The sequence below is a fragment of the Actinoplanes sp. NPDC048967 genome (assembly GCF_040649415.1).
GTDB lineage: Bacteria > Actinomycetota > Actinomycetes > Mycobacteriales > Micromonosporaceae > Actinoplanes.
In genome coordinates, this window is the sequence record NZ_JBEZFL010000001.1 from 100,932 (window position 1) to 117,305 (window position 16,374).

Annotated in this window: 15 protein-coding genes; 8 read left to right on the top strand and 7 right to left on the bottom strand. The window is 72.9% G+C overall.

Going from position 1 to position 16,374, the window contains the following annotated elements; translation table 11 throughout:
• Positions 1–51 precede the first annotated feature (51 nt).
• Complete coding sequence (locus tag AB0C12_RS00510; protein ID WP_360542582.1) at positions 52–408, bottom strand: YciI family protein; 357 nt, start codon at positions 406–408, stop codon at positions 52–54.
• Between the two features lie 124 nt (positions 409–532).
• On the opposite strand from AB0C12_RS00510, the gene AB0C12_RS00515 reads away from it, so the two are divergent.
• A complete protein-coding gene (locus AB0C12_RS00515; protein ID WP_360542584.1) occupies positions 533–1,678 on the top strand; it encodes a hypothetical protein in 1,146 nt (381 codons plus the stop codon).
• Here AB0C12_RS00515 and AB0C12_RS00520 read toward each other — a convergent pair.
• On the bottom strand, positions 1,675–2,676 hold the full coding sequence (locus AB0C12_RS00520; protein WP_360542586.1) for a ketoacyl-ACP synthase III: 1,002 nt from the start codon (positions 2,674–2,676) through the stop codon (positions 1,675–1,677). The genes AB0C12_RS00515 and AB0C12_RS00520 overlap by 4 nt on opposite strands.
• A 111-nt stretch (positions 2,677–2,787) precedes the next feature.
• Between AB0C12_RS00520 and AB0C12_RS00525 the strand changes: the two genes are divergently transcribed.
• Positions 2,788–3,057 carry a hypothetical protein gene (locus tag AB0C12_RS00525; RefSeq protein WP_360542588.1) on the top strand — a complete coding sequence of 90 codons (270 nt, stop codon included), beginning with the start codon at positions 2,788–2,790 and terminating at the stop codon, positions 3,055–3,057.
• 2 nt (positions 3,058–3,059) lie between these two features.
• On the opposite strand, the gene AB0C12_RS00530 is transcribed toward AB0C12_RS00525, so the two are convergent.
• Positions 3,060–3,518 carry a hypothetical protein gene (locus AB0C12_RS00530; protein WP_360542590.1) on the bottom strand — a complete coding sequence of 153 codons (459 nt, stop codon included), beginning with the start codon at positions 3,516–3,518 and terminating at the stop codon, positions 3,060–3,062.
• An 82-nt stretch (positions 3,519–3,600) separates the two neighbouring features.
• Positions 3,601–6,474, bottom strand: a complete 2,874-nt coding sequence (locus AB0C12_RS00535; protein ID WP_360542592.1) for a M36 family metallopeptidase — start codon at positions 6,472–6,474, stop codon at positions 3,601–3,603.
• A gap of 153 nt (positions 6,475–6,627) precedes the next feature.
• On the opposite strand from AB0C12_RS00535, the gene AB0C12_RS00540 reads away from it, so the two are divergent.
• The 3 genes from AB0C12_RS00540 to AB0C12_RS00550 are packed head-to-tail and all read left to right on the top strand — an operon-like array spanning position 6,628 to position 10,591.
• On the top strand, positions 6,628–8,076 hold the full coding sequence (locus tag AB0C12_RS00540; protein ID WP_360542594.1) for an FAD-linked oxidase C-terminal domain-containing protein: 1,449 nt from the start codon (positions 6,628–6,630) through the stop codon (positions 8,074–8,076).
• Positions 8,076–9,215 carry an FAD-binding oxidoreductase gene (locus AB0C12_RS00545; RefSeq protein ID WP_360542596.1) on the top strand — a complete coding sequence of 380 codons (1,140 nt, stop codon included), beginning with the start codon at positions 8,076–8,078 and terminating at the stop codon, positions 9,213–9,215. The genes AB0C12_RS00540 and AB0C12_RS00545 overlap by 1 nt, the downstream gene beginning before the upstream one ends.
• The gene (locus AB0C12_RS00550; protein ID WP_360542597.1) at positions 9,215–10,591 is read left to right on the top strand and encodes a heterodisulfide reductase-related iron-sulfur binding cluster; all 1,377 of its coding nucleotides are present in this window, start codon (positions 9,215–9,217) and stop codon (positions 10,589–10,591) included. The genes AB0C12_RS00545 and AB0C12_RS00550 overlap by 1 nt, the downstream gene beginning before the upstream one ends.
• On the opposite strand, the gene AB0C12_RS00555 is transcribed toward AB0C12_RS00550, so the two are convergent.
• Entirely contained in the window at positions 10,567–11,130 is a 564-nt protein-coding gene (locus tag AB0C12_RS00555; RefSeq protein WP_360542598.1) for a TetR family transcriptional regulator C-terminal domain-containing protein, read from the bottom strand. The two genes, AB0C12_RS00550 and AB0C12_RS00555, sit on opposite strands and share 25 nt — an antisense overlap.
• Before the next feature lie 67 nt (positions 11,131–11,197).
• Here AB0C12_RS00555 and AB0C12_RS00560 point away from each other — a divergent pair, with 67 nt between their 5' ends.
• Positions 11,198–11,722: a hypothetical protein gene (locus AB0C12_RS00560; protein ID WP_360542599.1), complete on the top strand. Its 525-nt coding sequence runs from the start codon at positions 11,198–11,200 to the stop codon at positions 11,720–11,722.
• Positions 11,723–11,725: 3 nt separating this feature from the next.
• Here AB0C12_RS00560 and AB0C12_RS00565 read toward each other — a convergent pair whose 3' ends face one another.
• The gene (locus AB0C12_RS00565; RefSeq protein WP_360542601.1) at positions 11,726–13,936 is read right to left on the bottom strand and encodes a cellulose binding domain-containing protein; all 2,211 of its coding nucleotides are present in this window, start codon (positions 13,934–13,936) and stop codon (positions 11,726–11,728) included.
• 196 nt (positions 13,937–14,132) lie between these two features.
• Here AB0C12_RS00565 and AB0C12_RS00570 point away from each other — a divergent pair, with 196 nt between their 5' ends.
• Positions 14,133–14,651, top strand: a complete 519-nt coding sequence (locus tag AB0C12_RS00570; RefSeq protein ID WP_360542603.1) for a cellulose binding domain-containing protein — start codon at positions 14,133–14,135, stop codon at positions 14,649–14,651.
• A gap of 10 nt (positions 14,652–14,661) precedes the next feature.
• Complete coding sequence (locus AB0C12_RS00575) at positions 14,662–15,771, top strand: cellulose binding domain-containing protein (protein WP_360542605.1); 1,110 nt, start codon at positions 14,662–14,664, stop codon at positions 15,769–15,771.
• A 64-nt stretch (positions 15,772–15,835) separates the two neighbouring features.
• On the opposite strand, the gene AB0C12_RS00580 is transcribed toward AB0C12_RS00575, so the two are convergent.
• The gene (locus AB0C12_RS00580) at positions 15,836–16,165 is read right to left on the bottom strand and encodes a putative quinol monooxygenase (protein WP_360542607.1); all 330 of its coding nucleotides are present in this window, start codon (positions 16,163–16,165) and stop codon (positions 15,836–15,838) included.
• Positions 16,166–16,374 lie beyond the last annotated feature (209 nt).

Consider the following 16,374-nt stretch of genomic DNA (forward strand, 5'->3'; position numbering starts at 1 on the left):
CCCACTCGCGACGGTGCGCGTCCGCGACGGCCCCGCGGACGCCCTCGGGGATCAGTTGTGCTCCCGGATCGGGCGGATCTCCACCCCGCTGTGGCTCGCGGACACCTCCGGCAGCAGCCCGGCCAGGGCGATCGCCGCGTCGAGGTCGGCCGCCTCCAGCAGGTAGAAGCCGCCGAGCACCTCCTTGCTCTCCAGGAACGGCCCGTCGGTGACCGTCGGCCGGTCCGCCGCCCCCTGACGCAGGGTGGTCGCCGTGCCGGGCGGCATCAGCTCGTGCCCGCCGAGCACCGCGGCCCCGGCCGTCGCCGCGAACCGCCGGTGGCCGGCCTCGATCCGTGCCCGCTCCTGCGGCCCGGTGTTCGCCCATTCCTGCTCGTCGCCGTAGATCAGCACCAGGTACTTCGCCATGTCGGTCATCCGTTCGCGCGGGACCCCTGTGCGGGCCCGGTCACCACTGCGACGTTTCAGCCGGCCGCGAATCGACAACCCGGCCCGGCTGTTCCGCAGTCATGCTGCCACTTAGCATCGTGCGGTGCGCTTCCCGCTTGCCCTCACCCTGACCGTGACCTGCGCCTTCACCCTGGCCGGCTGCACCGGTGACACTCCGCTCGCTTCGCCGGCCCCGGTGGCTTCCGCGCCGGCGCCGGCTTCCGCGGCCCCCTCAGCCGCCACGGCCCCCGCACCCTCGTCCGCCTCCCCGGCCCCGAAGCCGAAGCCGCCTCGGCCGCTGCCGAGCCCGGGCAACCCCGACGGTGACGCCGCGGTGCCGGCCGCGGCCCGGGCGGAGGACACCCGCGAACCCGACCGGGTCGTCGGCCGGGGCACACCCGCGAGCTGCACGTCGGCCGCCGTGGTGGCGGCCGTCGCGGCCGGCGGGGTGATCACCTTCGACTGCGGCCCGGCGCCGGTGACGATCACCATGAAGGCCACCGCCAAGGTCCGCAACGACCACGGTCCCCTCGTGGTGCTCGACGGTGGTGGCCGGGTCACCCTCAGCGGCGGCGGCAAGCGGCGCATCCTCTACCAGAACACCTGCGACGAGGCCCAGCGCTTCACCACCTCGCACTGCCAGGATCAGGCCACACCCCGGCTCACCGTGCAGAATCTGACCTTCACCGGCGGCGACGCCACCGGCGAGACCGCCGAGGGCGGCGGCGGAGGCGCGATCTTCGTCCGCGGCGGCCGGCTGAAGGTGGTCAACTCCCGCTTCACGGCCAACCGCTGCGACGGTACGGGCCAGGACCTCGGCGGCGCCGCGATCCGCGTGCTCTCCCAGTCGCAACCGGTGTACGTCGTGCACAGCACCTTCACCGGCGGCCGCTGCTCCAACGGCGGCGCGCTGAGCAGCATCGGCGTCTCGTGGACCGTGCTGAACAGCGTCTTCGCCGGCAACAAGGCGATCGGCCGGGGCGCCAACCCGGCCCGCGGCGGCACCCCCGGCGGGGGCTCGGGCGGAGCGATCTACACCGACGGCAACGCGTTCGCCGTGACGATCCGGGACACCGTGATCCGCGACAACCACGCCAACGAGGGCGGCGGTGCGGTCTTCTTCGTCAGCAACGACCGCACCGGCACCCTCACGCTCACCGGCTCGGCCCTGCGCGGCAACCGCAGTGCGGGCTTCGAGACCAGCGGGCAGCCCGGGATCTTCTTCCTCGGCGCGAAACTGAGCCGCTAGTTGCCGTACCAGCGCAGCAGCGCCGCGCCCACCGACATGCCGCCGCCGAAGCCGGCCAGCAGGACAAGCTCGCCGTCGTGCAGCTCGCCCGCCCGGGCGGCCGCGTCGAGCGCGATCGCCGCGGACGCGCTGCCGGTGTTGCCGTAGCGGTCCAGGACCAGATGGGTACGGGCGTCGCCCAGCCCGGCCGCCTCGACGAGTTCACCGATCATCATGCCGTTGGCCTGGTGCGGCACGAAGTGGTCGACGTCACCGGGCGTGACCCCGGCCCGCTTGAGCAGGTCGGCCAGCACCGGCGGCACCCCGGCCAGCACGAAGTCGCGCACCCCGCGGCCGTTCATCCGGAAGTAGTGGTCGCCGTCGGCCACGGTCTCGGCGGACGCGGGCAGCCGGCTGCCCCCGGCCTTGACGTGGATGAGCTCGTGGGCGTCGCCGCGGGTGATCAGCTCGGTGTCGACCAGCCCGTACGGCGCAGGCACGGCACCGACCACCGCGGCCCCGGCCCCGTCGCCGAACAGGATGGCGGTGCGCCGGTCGCCGAAGTCGAGGATCCGGGAGTAGATGTCGGCCGCGACCACCAGGACGACCGCCTCGGGCCGGGTGGCGACGAGGCTGTCGGCCAGGGCCAGGCCGAAGACGAAACCGGCGCAGACGACGTTGATGTCGAAGGCGGCCGCCCGGTGCGCACCGATGGCGTGCTGCACGAGCGAGGCGGTGGGCGGCTGCGGCGAGTCGCCGGTCGAGGTGGAGACGATCAGGTAGTCGATCCGGTCGGCGTCGATCCCGGCCCGGGTGAGCGCCGCGAGCGCGGCCTTGGTGGCCAGGTCGGAGGTCGCCTCGTCGGGGGCGGCGAAGCGGCGGGCCTCGATCAGGGTGCGGCGGGAGATCCACTCCGGTGTGGTGTCGGTCACCAGCTCCATCAGAGCCTCGTTGGTGACCTCGTGCTCGGGCAGGTAGGAACCCGTGCCCAGGATGCCGATTCGCGCTACCGGTTGCATGTCCCCGCTTATCGGCGCGGCGGTGACCCGGTTGAGGATCGGCCGGGCGGTTTTCCTGAGCCGGGCAGGGGCCCGCCGGGGCGTGCGGTCCGGCGATCACCAGTGATAATCATGACTGTGACGAATTGGGAATACGCGCGACTCGAGTACCGGGCGGCCGGCACCTTCGGGGCCGACCGGTTCATGGACTGGACGGCCACGTTCCACCACCCGGGTGGGACGCTGCGCTGGGGCACCGACGAGCGTTTCGACGACCTGCGTCACCTCAACCGGGCCGGGGCGGCGGGCTGGCAGGCGTACGACCGGGCCGCGATCCACGTGATCAACGAGCCGCACCGGCTGCACGGGGTCACCTACTCCATGCGGCGCCCGATCCCGTAGGCCTACAGGCAGCACCAGCAGTAGAGGTGCTCGCCGGTGTCGCGGGCGCGCCGGGCCAGGCCGGCGATCTCCTCGATCACGGGCACCAGCTGCTCGGGCGGCAACGGGCCCGGCGAGGCCAGCTCCTCGGTGCGCCCCCACCGCGCCGACAGCTCCGGCATCCGCGCCGCCGTGACCGCGGCGAGGGTGTCCCGGACCGTGTCCTGGATGGACATCAGCCAGGGGCCCTCGTCACCGCCGCTCCAGATCAGCTCGGTGCCGACCAGCCGTGCGCTCCACGGGACGCCCGCGGCGAGGGCCACGAGCTGTCCGAGGATCACGTGCGGCTCGATGCCTTTCAGGTCGATCGCGTCCACCGGGCCGCCGCCCGCCACCGCGGCGGGACCGCCGCCGGTCTGCTCCATCACGCCGATCGCCGCCGCGTCGTCGGCGGCGCGGAAGTAGTCACACAGAACGCCCATGCCCAGAAGCTGACCACACCGGTACGACACTTCCGGCGCCGGGAGGACGCGGCCGCCACCGCGCTCCTCCCGGGCTGGTGGGTCAGCTGCTGAACACCTCGAACTCCGCGGCCACCACGTTGGCCGCGGCGGGTGCGGCGGTCGCGCAGTCGCTGGCGCTGCGCGGGTCGTTCTCCTGCTCGCCGGCGTACAGCGGGTTGCCCGTGCACTGGTTGGTCAGGACCCGCAGCTTCACGTGGGTCGCCAGGGTCGGTCGGACCGGGAACGACTTGATCAGCAGGTTCGGCACCTTCGGCCGGAACGAGCCGGTGTCGAAGGCGTTCGCCGGGCTGGTGTACGCCACCTTGTAGCCGGCGTCGGTGGCGCAGTCCGCACCCGCGGTCGCGTTGCAGGTGAGGATCTCGAACTGGCGCACCGTGCTGTACAGCGACGCGGTCGGGGCGCCCGGGCCCGGGAAGGTGCTCAGCTGCACCCGGGAGACCAGCTTGGCCGCGTCGGCCGGCAGGTCGACGGTGACCTGGCGGCCCGCCGCCCCGCCGGTGGCGGACCACGCGGCGTTCTCGGCGTCATCGGTGAGCCGGCCCAGGTTGGTGCCGTCGCCGGTGATCGTGGCGCCGGACGTGGCCGAGGCCAGGTTGGCCGGCATGACCACGCCGACCGTCGCGGTGACACCCGGGTAGACGGTCTGGGTGAACCGCTTGTGACCGAAGCCCGCGCCGATGGCGAGGAACTTGTACGTGCCCGGGGCCAGCGTGACCGTGGCCGGCAGGTCGGTGGCCGGGTCGGTGTCGGCGATCGGGGTCGTGCCGAACTCGTGGTCGCCGACGTAGAGCCGGACCGGCTTGCCCGCCGCCTCGCCCAGCGCCTTGAACGTCACCTCGACGTTGTCGGCGTACGGCGACGCGAAGCTGGGCACCGGGTCGGTGTCCGACGGGCCGCTGGACGCGCCGGCGCCCATGCCGCGGGCGGAGAACGCGTTCCACAACAGGTCGGCGTTCGCCCCGTCGAAGCGCAGCGCGTCGGCGGTGATCATGTTGTCGCGCATGTCGAGCATGCTGATCGAGCCGGTCGCCGCGAGCAGGTACGAGTCGAACACCAGCTGCGCCCAGCGCCGGTTGCCCGGGCACTCGGTCGCCGGCGTCGCCCCGGACGCGCAGCTCTCCTGCAGGGCCCGGGTGCCCGAGCCGTACCGGGTGACGAAGGCGCGCCGCACGTCGAAGTTCGTGGCGCTCCAGATCTCACCGTCGGCGTGTACGGCCGCACCGCGGTCGTAGCCGTAGTTCGAGTAGTTGAGCGGGCTGGCGCTCATGTCGTAGTTGCGGATGCCCGTGCTCACGTCCCCGGTCACGTACGCGCCGGTGACGTACGGCGTGTTCCCCCGCGGGGTGTAGCCGCTCTCGAACAGGTACTCCATCGCCAGCAGGTCGGACCAGCTCTCGCCCATCGCCCCGCCCTGGCTGGAGCTGATGCCGCTGTCCGGCCCGGCGATCATCCGGTTGCTGATCGCGTGGGTGTACTCGTGCCCGATCACCGTCATGTCGAAGTCACCGTCGACACAGGGCGGGTACGCGCTGCCCGCGAACGGCTGCCACATGTACATGTTCGTGGTCGGCTGCATGCCGTCCGGCGGGGTCGCCTGGTTGGCGTTGTTGCGCGTGGTCGCGGTGGCCGCGCCCTGCTGGGCGTTGCCGCGCTCGGCGTCACCGCCCTTGCCGTACGGCAGCACGTTGGTCTTCTGCAGGTTCCAGGTGGCCTCGGTGAAGCCGAGCCGGTAGGACCAGTCGTGCATCCGGTTGTGCATGGCGAACAGGTTCGCGGTGGCCGCGTCGGCGTCGGCCTGCTCGGGCGAGGTCAGCGCGTTCGGGTCGCACTTGCTGGTGTTCCACTGGTTGGTGAACGGGTAGACGTACTCGCGGTCGGGCCGGGTGGCGGCGGGCACCGCCGGGTTCCCGTTGCCCCACAGCCGCACCGATTCGGCGGAGTTGCCGCTGCTGGTGAAGGTCGGCGTGCCGGTGGCCGGGTCGATGTCCCAGGGCTTGCCGGTGGCCGGGTCGAGCACCTGGCGGGCGCAGCCGGGCGCGGTGGTCGCGCACCACGTCTGCCGGGTGTCGGTGCCGGCCGCGGCCGGCGTGGCCGGGAAGACCTTCCAGTGCGGGTCGTCCTCGGCGAAGTTGACCAGGTTCTCCCGGAGCAGCACCTTGCCGTCGCGGGCGTCGATGTAGGTCGTGTAGCCCAGCGGGTGGTCGGCGTCCTTGCTCAGCACGACCACCTCGTACGCCGTGCGCGGGGCGGCGCCGGGCATCGGCACCGCGACCTGCCGGACCCGGGAGTCGGCGAGCTCGTCGCGGGCGATGCCGGCGTCGGCCAGGGCGGCGGCCAGCGCGGCGTCGGGCTTGAGGGTCGCGGCGGCCGGTTCGGCGGTCTGCGGGCTCAGCGACGACGTGACCCGCAGGACGTCGCCGCCCTTGACCGCCACGGCCACCAGACCGTCGTGGGCGGCGGCGAGCTTGCCGTAGCGCTGGCGCATCAGCACGACCGTGCCCTCGCCGACCTTGGTCTGGGCGATGGTGTCGAGGTCGTCGACGGCGGCGCTGCGCAACGAGAACAGCCCCACGCTGTTCTTGAGGAAGGCGCGGGCGACGGTCTCGGGGCTGCCCTTGAGCCCGGCGGCGAGGCTGCCCTTGGCCGGGGTGACCGAGGCCGGGGTGCCCAGCTTGTTCCAGCGGGTGACCAGGTTGTCGTCGCGGACCAGGGAGCGCTGGCCGGCAGTGGGCGCGGCGCGACCGCCGCGGTTGTCGACGAAGTCGTAGTCGTGGTCGGGTTGCTCGCCGGTCAGCGGCGTGGCCGCGGCCGGCTGCGGGTCGGCGGGGGCCGCGCTGGCGCCGATGGGCGCGGCGGCGATGATTGTGGTCGCGGCGAGGATTCCGGCGACGGCGGACCGTCTGCGTAAACGCACGCATGCCTCCTGGGATCGGCCTGGAGGATCTCTCCAGACGATCGAGACACTACGCGTGCATAGACGTGGATAGATGAACGAAATGTTTCAACCATGACGGCGGCTCTCGACTGCCGCGCCGGGGGAAGGTTACGTTGTCCCGGGGGGTCGCCGATGACCACGCTTGACGTACTCGCCGCCCGGCTGCGCGCCGAGCTGGGCGCGGACCGGATCGTGAACGACCGGCAGCAGCTGCGGACCTACGAGTGCGACGGGCTGGCCCACTACAAGGTCATTCCCGGGCTGGTGGTGCTGCCCCGCGACGCAGGCGAGTGCGCCCGTACGGTCCGCGCCTGCGTCGAGGCCGGGGTGCCGTTCGTGGCCCGCGGCTCCGGCACCGGGCTCTCCGGTGGCGCCCTGCCGCACGCCGAGGGTGTGCTGATCGTGACGTCCAAAATGCGCGCGATCGTCGAGGTCGCCCCGGACGACGAACGCGCGGTGGTCGAGCCCGGCGTGATCAACCTGCACGTCACGAAGGCGGCCGGCCCGCACGGCTACTACTACGCCCCGGACCCGTCCAGCCAGCAGATCTGCTCGATCGGCGGCAACGTGGCGGAGAACTCGGGCGGCGCGCACTGCCTCAAGTACGGCTTCACCACCAACCACGTCACCGGCGCCCAGGTGGTCACCCCCGACGGCGAGCTGATCGAGCTGGGCGGGCGCGCGCCGGACACCCCGGGCTACGACCTGCTCGGCGCGTTCGTCGGCTCGGAGGGCACGCTGGGCATCGCCACCCGGGTCACCGTCCGGCTGACCCGGCTGCCCGAGTCCGTGCGTACCCTGCTCGCCGCTTTTCCCTCCACCGACCAGGCCGGCGCCGCGACCTCGGCGATCATCGCCGCCGGGGTGGTCCCGGCGGCGGTCGAGATGATGGACGCGCTGGCCATCGAAGCCGCCGAGGCGGCCGTGGCCTGCGGCTACCCGGGCGGCGCGGGGGCGGTGCTGATCGTCGAGCTGGACGGCCCGGCCGCCGAGGTCGACGCGCAGTTCGACCAGGTCACCGCGCTGTGCAAGGCGAGCGGCGCCTTCGAGCTGCGGATCGCCGCCGACCCGGCCGAGCGCGCGCTGTTCTGGAAGGGCCGCAAATCGGCCTTCGCGGCGGTCGGCCGGATCAGCCCCGACTACATCGTGCAGGACGGGGTGATCCCGCGGACGGCACTGCCCGAGGTGCTGCACCGCATCGGCGAGGTGTCGCGGGCGCACGGCGTGCGCGTGGCCAACGTCTTCCACGCCGGCGACGGCAACCTGCACCCGCTGGTGCTCTTCGACGACGCGGTGCCGGGCGAGGCCGACCGGGCCGAGGAGGTCTCCGGCGCGATCATCGACCTGTGCATCGAGTACGGCGGCTCGATCACCGGCGAACACGGCGTCGGCATGGACAAGGCCAAGTACATGCCGCGGATGTTCACCGACGACGATCTGGAGACGATGCACCTGCTGCGGTGCGCGTTCGACCCGGCCGGGCTGGCCAATCCCGGCAAGATCTTCCCGACGCCCCGGCTCTGCGGCGAGGTGCCCCGGCGGCACCGGGCCGGCGAGGCGACCCCGGCGGAGCTGTTCTGATGGCGCTGTGGAGCGACGCGACGGACGCGGACACAGTCGCGGGCGTGCCCGCGCGGTTCGTCGCCGCCCCGGCCAGCACCGAGGAGGCCGCCGCCGTCCTGCACGAGGCCGCGCGCGACGACCTGGCCGTGGTCGTCCGCGGCGGCGGCACGAAGCTGGACTGGGGCATGCCGCCGCGCCGGCTCGACCTGATCGTCGACACCCGGCGGCTGACCGGGGTGGTCGAGCACGCCGCCGGCGACCTGATCGTGGTGCTGCGGGCCGGGACCCCGCTCGACGGGCTGGACCTGGCCGGCCAGCAGCTCGCCCTGGACTCCCCGGTGCCCGGCGCCACCGTCGGCGGCGCCGTCGCGACCGCCACCAGCGGCCCCCGGCGCCAGCTCTACGGCACGGCCCGCGACCTGCTGATCGGCATGACGGTGGTGCGGCCCGACGGCCGGGTCGCGCACGCGGGCGGCAAGGTCGTCAAGAACGTCGCGGGGTACGACCTGGGCAAGCTGCTCACCGGCTCGTACGGCACCCTCGGCCTCATCACCGAGTGCGCCTTCCGGCTGCACCCGCGACCTGAAGTCTCGGCCCTGGTGCTGCGGACGGCCCCGGCCGCGGAGATCGGTGCGCTGCTGGCCGCGGTACGGGCCGAGCAGGTGGTGCCGTCCGCCGTGGAGATCGACGCGCCCGCCGCCGGCCCGGTCACCCTGGCCGTGCTGGTGGAGGGCACCACCGCCGGCGTACGCGAGCGCGCCGCCCGGCTGGAGAAGGTGCTCGGCGGTCAGGCCACCGACGAGTTCCCGTCCTGGTGGGGCCGGTACCCGTGGGATCAGGCCGGGATGAAGCTCACGGTGCCGCTGTCGCACGTACCGGATCTGCTCGACGCCGGGGTGGCGGTCCGCGGCTCGGCGGGCACCGGCGTGCTCTACGCCGACGTGCCGGTCGGCTCGGCGCCGACCGTGGTCGAGCGGCTGCGCGCGACCGCCGTCCGCGTGGGCGGGCACGCCGTCGTCCTCACCGCGCCGCAGCCGGTCCGGGAGCTCGTGGACATGTGGGGACCGGTGGCCGGCCTGGCCCTGATGCGCCGGGTCAAGGACCGGTTCGACCCGGGACACCGGTTCGCCCCGGGACGCTTCGTGGGAGGCATCTGATGGTCGACGCGACCTGGGGCACCGGAGAAGCACCCCGCGACGTGCTCGGCCCGGTCGCCGGTGAACCGGCCTTCGACGAGCACCGGCCGCCCCGGCGGGAGCTGGTGGACGACTGCGTGCACTGCGGCTTCTGCCTGACCACCTGCCCGACGTACGTGCTGTGGGGCGAGGAGATGGACTCGCCGCGCGGACGGATCTACCTGATGAAGCAGGGGCTGGACGGCGAGCCGATGAGTGACGCCATGGTGCGGCACGTGGACGCCTGCCTGGGCTGCATGGCCTGCGTGACGGCGTGCCCGTCCGGCGTGCGCTACGACCGGCTGATCGAGGACACCCGCGCGCAGGTCGAGCGGCGTCATCACCGGCCGCCCCGGCAGCGGTTGCTGCGGGAGGCGATCTTCGCGTTGTTCCCGTACCCGCGGCGGTTGCGGTTGCTGCGGGTGCCGTTGCGGGCGTACCAGGCCACCGGTCTGCAGCGGCTGGTCGCCCGCAGCGGCCTGCTGCCGCGGCTGGCGCCGACGCTGGCCACCCTGGAGTCGCTGGCGCCGCCGCTGACCCGGGTGCCCCGGCCGCCGCGCCGGGTCCGGGCCCGCGGCCCGCGCCGCGCGGTCGTGGGTGTGCTGACCGGCTGTGTGCAGGGCGCGTTCTTCCCGGACGTGAACGCGGCGACGATCCGGGTGCTGGCGGCCGAGGGCTGCGACGTGGTCGTGCCGCCGGGGCAGGGCTGCTGCGGGGCGCTGAGCGGGCACAACGGGCGTGACGAGCAGGCGCGCGGCTTCGCCCGCCGGCTCATCGACCGGTTCGAGCGGGCCGGCGTCGAGCGGGTGGTGGTGAACGCGGCCGGCTGCGGCTCGTCGATGAAGGAGTACGCGGATCTGCTGCGTGACGACCCCCGGTACGCCGAACGGGCGGCGGCGTTCGCGGCGAAGGTCCGGGACCTGTCGGAGATGCTGGTCGAGCTGGGCCCGGTGGCCCGCCGGCACCCGTTGCCGGTGACCGTCGCCTACCACGACGCCTGTCATCTGGCGCACGCCCAGGGCGTACGGGCGCAGCCGCGGGCGCTGCTCGGCGGCATCCCGGGGCTCGAGGTGCGGGAGATCGCGGACCCGGAGATCTGCTGCGGCTCGGCCGGGATCTGGAACGTGCTGAACCCGGGCCCGGCGGCCGAGCTGGGCGACCGCAAGGCCCGGGACGTGCTCGCCACCGGGGCCCGGCTGCTGGTCACGGCCAACCCCGGCTGCCTGATGCAGGTCGCGGCCGCGGTGCAGCGCCTCGGTGGCGAGATCGCGCTGGCCCACACGGCCCGGGTTCTGGACGCGTCGATCCGCGGTCTGCCGGTGTCGGCGCTGCTTCAGCCGGCCAGCTCGTCGAGATAGGCGTCCAGCTCGGCCCCCGCCACCTCGGGGCTCAGGTGGCCGGCCAGGACGTGCACCGTCAGGCCGTCGACGACCGCGTGCAGCCGACGGGCGGCCGCCTCCGGCCCGGTGGTGACCAGCTGCCGGACCAGGTGCAGGCAGAGCTCGTACATCGCGGTGAAGTGCAGGCGCTGCACCCGGGCCAGCGCCGGGTCGCCGAGGCCGAGCGTCAGGAAGGAGAACATGATCGACGCCTCGGTGTGCCGTTCGGCGTCCAGCGGCACGGTCTGCGCGAGCACGGCCCCGATCTGCTCGCGCACCGTGCCCGGCGGGTCGAGCTCCCGGATGCGCTCGCTCGCCCGGTCGATGACCTGCTCGCAGGCGAACGCGAGCAGCTCGTCGCGGGTGGCGAAGTAGTGCCGCAGCGCGCCTGAGGACCAGCCCGACTCGGCCGCCACTGTGCGGATCGAGACGTCGGCGACGCCGTCGCGGGCGATGACCCGCCACACCGCCTCGGCGAGCTCGCGGCGGCGTTCGGTGTGATCCACAACCTTCGGCACCCCCTCATTATCGCACGGGTGCGTTATCAAGGAAGCAACACAGTCGTGTGAAAACGGGGAGGACGTCATGATCGCGCTGATCGTCGCGTGCGAGATCGGCTTCTGGGTGCTGCTCGGTGCCGGGCTGGCCGCCCGGTATCTGCTGCGCGCGCGGCGGCTGAGCACCGCCCTGCTGGTCGCCGTTCCGCTGGTCGACGTGGTGCTGCTCGCGGCCACCGCCGTCGACCTGCGGCGCGGCGGCGAGGCCGGCTTCGAGCACGGCCTCGCCGCCGTCTACATCGGCGTCTCGCTGGCCTTCGGCCACCAGCTCACCAGCTGGGCCGACCAGCGCTTCGCCCACCGTTTCGCGGGTGGGCCCGCACCGGTACGCCCACCGCGTACCGGGCGGGCCCACGCCGCCCGCGAGCGCCGGCAGTGGCTGCGGCACTTGCTGGCCTTCGCCGTCGCCGCCACCGTGCTCGCTGTCCTCACCCTCATCGTCGGTGACCTGAGCCGGACCGTTCCCCTGTGGGCCGTCATGGCGCCCTGGTCCGTGGCTCTGGTCATCGACTTCATCGTGGCCTTCAGCTACACCCTGTCGCCCCGTTCCTGAGCGTCATGGCTGGGTGATGCTGGGCCGGGGCGGCGTCGCCATGTTCGCCCCGATGAAGAAGCTGGGGTGCGGGGGCTGGTTGTAGGCGGTGTTCTGCCAGGCGAGCGCGAGCCGGTACTGCGCGTCCTGGAGCAGGGTGGTGATCCGGCGGTCCGTGGCCGTGGGGGTGGCGTAGATCCGCAGGGCGGTGTTGTCCGCGGTCGGCCAGATCACCTCCTCCCGCCAGTCGCCGAACAGGTCGCCGGACAGCGACGGGGTCGACTTGGTGCCGTTGTTGGAGTGCACGTTCGCCGCGGTCAGCAGCCGGGTGTCGCCCGAGGTGCCGTACTTGTCGATGTGCGTGCCGTCCAGCAGCTCCCGGACCGGGTCGCCGTCCCACCAGGCCAGGAAGTTCGTCGAACCGGGCTTGCGGGTGGCGACCACCGAGCCGGTCGGGCCGCGGACGCCGTCGGCGGCCGACGACCAGGACTCCGCCCCGGCGCTGCCGGACCAGATGTCGGCCGAGACGCCGCGGCCGTTGTCACCGCTGGCCGGGGTGGACCACAGGACCTGACCGGTACGGGCGTCGGCGAACCACGACGACGGTTTGCTGGCGTCCTCGTCGACCTTGAAGACCTCGAGGCCGGCCCGCGCCGGGTTCAGATCGCCCACGTGCAGCGCGTCACCGTGACCGTGGCCGGTGTTCCACAGCTTGGCCCCGTTGTCGTCGATGGCCAGCGAGCCGTAGACGATCTCGTCGCGGCCGTCGGCGTCCACGTCGGCCACCGACAGCTGATGGTTGCCCTGCCCGGCGGTGCCCGAGTTGGTGGAGCTGTTGCTGTCGAAGGTCCAGCGCCGGGTCAGCGTGCCGTTGCGGAAGTCCCAGGCCACGACCACGGTCCGGGTGTAGTAGCCCCGGGCCATGATCAGGCTGGGCCGCTGGCCGTCGAGGTACGCCGTGCCGGCCAGGAACCGGTCGACGCGGTTGCCGTACGAGTCGCCCCAGGAGGAGACCGTGCCCCGGGGCGGCACGTAGTCGACCGTCGACAGCGCGGCCCCGGTGCGGCCGTCGAACATGGTCAGGAACTCCGGCCCGGCCAGCACGTAGCCGCTGGAGTTGCGGTGGTCGGCCGAGGCGTTGCCGATCACCTGACCGGTGCCGGACACGGTGGCGTCGGCGGTCTTCATGGCCACCTCGGCGTCGCCGTCACCGTCGTAGTCGTAGACCTGGAACTGGGTGTAGTGCGCGCCCGCCCGGATGTTGCGGCCGAGGTTGACGCGCCACAGCCGGGTCCCGTTGAGCCGGTAGGCGTCGACGTAGACCGGATCGGTGACGCCGGACTGCGAGTTGTCCTTGGCGTTCAGCGGGTCCCACTTGAGCACGATCTCGAGCTGGCCGTCACCGTCGAGGTCACCGACACTGGCGTCGTTGGCCGCGTACGCGGAGCCGTTGGGGTTCTGGATCGGCACGTCGAGGTAACCGTTGGCGAAGTTGAGCGCGGCTCCCGAGGCGGCCTGCTCCACTCCAGCGACCACGGCCCGCACGGTGTATGCCGCCCCGGCCGCGGCGCCCGCGTCGAGGTAGTTGGTCGAGGCGGTGATCGGGGTGGCGTTGACCTTGGTGGTGCCCCGGTAGACGTTGAAGCCCACGTCGGCCGGGTCGGCGGCGAGCCACCGCCAGCTGACCAGGTTGCCGCTGCCGGAGCGCACGCTGATCAGGCCGCGGTCCAGGCGCTCCATCTGCCGCCCGCCGGCGTTGGCCGGCGGCGGCGAGGTGGGCGGGGGTGTGCTCGCCGGCGGCGTGCCGGCCGGCGTGGTCGGCGGGGTCGTGGTGGTGCCGCCGGTGCACGCGACGCCGTTGAGGGTGAACGCCGTGGGGTTGGTGTTGGCGCCGGTGAAAGCGCCGTTGAAACCGAACGAGGCGCTCGCGCCGGTGGCGATGGCCGCGTTGTAGCCCGCGTCGCGCACGCTGACCGCGGCCCCGGACTGACTGACGGTGCCGCCCCACAGCTGGGTGACGGTCTGGCCGGACGGGAAGCTCCAGCCCAGCGTCCACCCGTTCACCGGGTCGCCGAGGTTGGTCACCTCGACGGCGGCACCGAAGCCGCCCTGCCACGTGTTGGTCACCGCGTAGGTGACCTGGCAGCCGGCCGCCGCCGAGGCGTTGACGGCCGTGAGCAACGCGGCGCCGAGCGCCACGACCCCCAGGCCGGCGAACTTGGTGATGGTACGCATGTGGTCCCCTCGCAGTGACGCCCGTCGATTGGGAGCGCTCCCAACCTTGCCGTCGGGAAATGCTCCCGTCAAGCCCCGGAAATTTATTTGAAATTAACTTTCACACCCCCACGGCCTATTGCTGGGAGCGCTCCCATGCCAGAATGCCGGATATTCCTTACGCGGTTCAGCCCCGCGCCTCTCCCCGGGAGGAATGATGACCGGAACGTCGCCTGCCGGCGCCGGCCACGAGGCCGTGCCGGCCGCCCGCGGCCGTGGTCACCCCTGGCCCGGCCGCCTGTGCAGCCACCGACACCTGGCCGGGCGGCTTCGACGCGTCCGTCCCCGGCACCGTCCGAACGCCCATCTGGAGCTTGCGGGCGGCCGGACTGTCACGCGAATGCGGAACAGCGCGGTCGGCCGGTGCGGACCCGTGATCAGCGCGCGCGAGGCCGGATACAACGCGAGCATCGCGGCCGGCGCCTCCGTTTCAATCGATTTCAAAGGCGCGCTGACCGGTCACCACACGTCGCCATCCGCATTGACCGCGGTCACCGTCGCCCGCACCGGTGGAGCGGCCAGGACGGCCGGCCGTCACCTGGGCGCGCCGGACCGGACCCCGGACGGACACGCCGGCTCCCAACCGGCCCGGCGCGGTCGACCGCGTCCTGCCGGGTGCTGTCCGACACCTGGCACAGCCCGTACGTCGTCACCCGCGACGAAGTCCCCAACCTGAGGTGAATGTGATGTCGACGAGAAGAATCCTGGTCGCGGTGGCCGCGGCTGCCGCCGTACCGATCGGTCTGCTGGCCGCACCGGCGTCCGCGGCCGCGGGCTGCCAGGTCACCTACGCGGTGACCAGCCAATGGCAGGGTGGCTTCGGCGCGTCCGTGGCCGTGACGAACCTGGGCGACCCGGTGACCGCGTGGACGCTGGGCTGGAGCTTCCCGTCCGGCCAGACCGTCACCCAGCTGTGGAACGGCGTGGTCAGCCAGTCCGGCGCCGCGGTGACCGTCCGCAACGCCGGCTACAACGGCTCGCTGGCCACCGGCGCGTCCACGTCGTTCGGCTTCAACGGCTCCTGGACCGGCAGCAACGCGGTGCCGAGCAGTTTCACGCTCAACGGGGTCTCCTGCACCGGTGGAGTCACCACCCCGCCCACCACGCCGGCCCCGTCGACGCCGCCGCCCACCACGCCCGCGCCGACGACCCCGCCACCCACCACCCCGCCGCCCGGTGGCGTGGTCAAGGTGATGGCACTGGGTGACTCGATCACCGGGTCGCCGGGGTGCTGGCGGGCGCTGCTGTGGCAGCGGTTGCAGCAGGCCGGGCGGGCCTCCTCGGTGGACTTCGTCGGAACGCTGCCGGGGCAGGGCTGCGGCTTCGCCTACGACGGTGAGAACGAGGGCCACGGCGGCTTCCTCGCCACCAACGTCGCCGACCAGAACCAGCTGCCGGGCTGGCTGTCGGCCACGGACCCGGACGTGGTGATGATGCACTTCGGGACCAACGACGTGTGGAGCAACCGCTCCCCGGCCACGATCCTCGCGGCGTTCACCAAGCTGGTCGGCCAGATGCGCGCGGCCAACCCGGCGATGAAGATCCTGGTGGCGCAGATCCTGCCGATGACCCCGGGCAACTGCGCCGAGTGCACCCAGCGGGTGATCGACTTCAACGCGGCGATCCCGGCCTGGGCGGCCGCGACCAGCACCGCGGCCTCGCCGGTCACAGTGGTCGACCAGTGGACCGGCTTCAACACGGCGACCGACACCCCGGACGGCGTGCACCCCAACGACAACGGCAACCGCAAGATCGCCGACCGCTGGTACCCGGCCCTGCTGGCGGCCATCTCCTGAGCCGGCCGGGCCGGCCCCGGAGCGGCGGCCCCGGACCGGGCGGAGGTCCGGGGCCGCCCGGCGTTCACTCGCCGGGCACGGCCATCTCGCCCAGCTCCGACCAGTCGTCCTGGTCGACTGTCTGACTGACGATCTTCGGGGTTGCGGCCAGGTGCGGCGGCAGGTCCCGCCGGGCCTGCTCGAAGTGGGCCGAACCGACGTGCGCCGCTCCCGCCTCGCCGTCGCGGAAGGCTTCCACCAGTACGTACTCGGCGGGGTTGTCGAGGCTGCGGGACCAGTCGAACCACAGGCAGCCGGGCTCGGCGCGGGTCGCGGCGGTGAAGGCGGCCGCGATCCGCGGCCAGTTGTCGGCGTCCTCCGGCTTGATCAGGAATTTCGCGGTAATGAAGATCATCGGTGCCTGCCTCTCGTGCGTGCTCGCCGTGCCACCCCGTACCCGGTCCATCTAACTCCGCTCGGCCCGCGGAGACGGCGGCGACAGGCGCGTGCAGATGGTGACAAGGGGTCACGCCGGGCCGGGCCCGGCCCTTGACACTGCGACGCGGGCGCGCGGAAGCTACGAATCTGACTTCGCGGGAGCCACGGGACGCTGAGCACGGACAT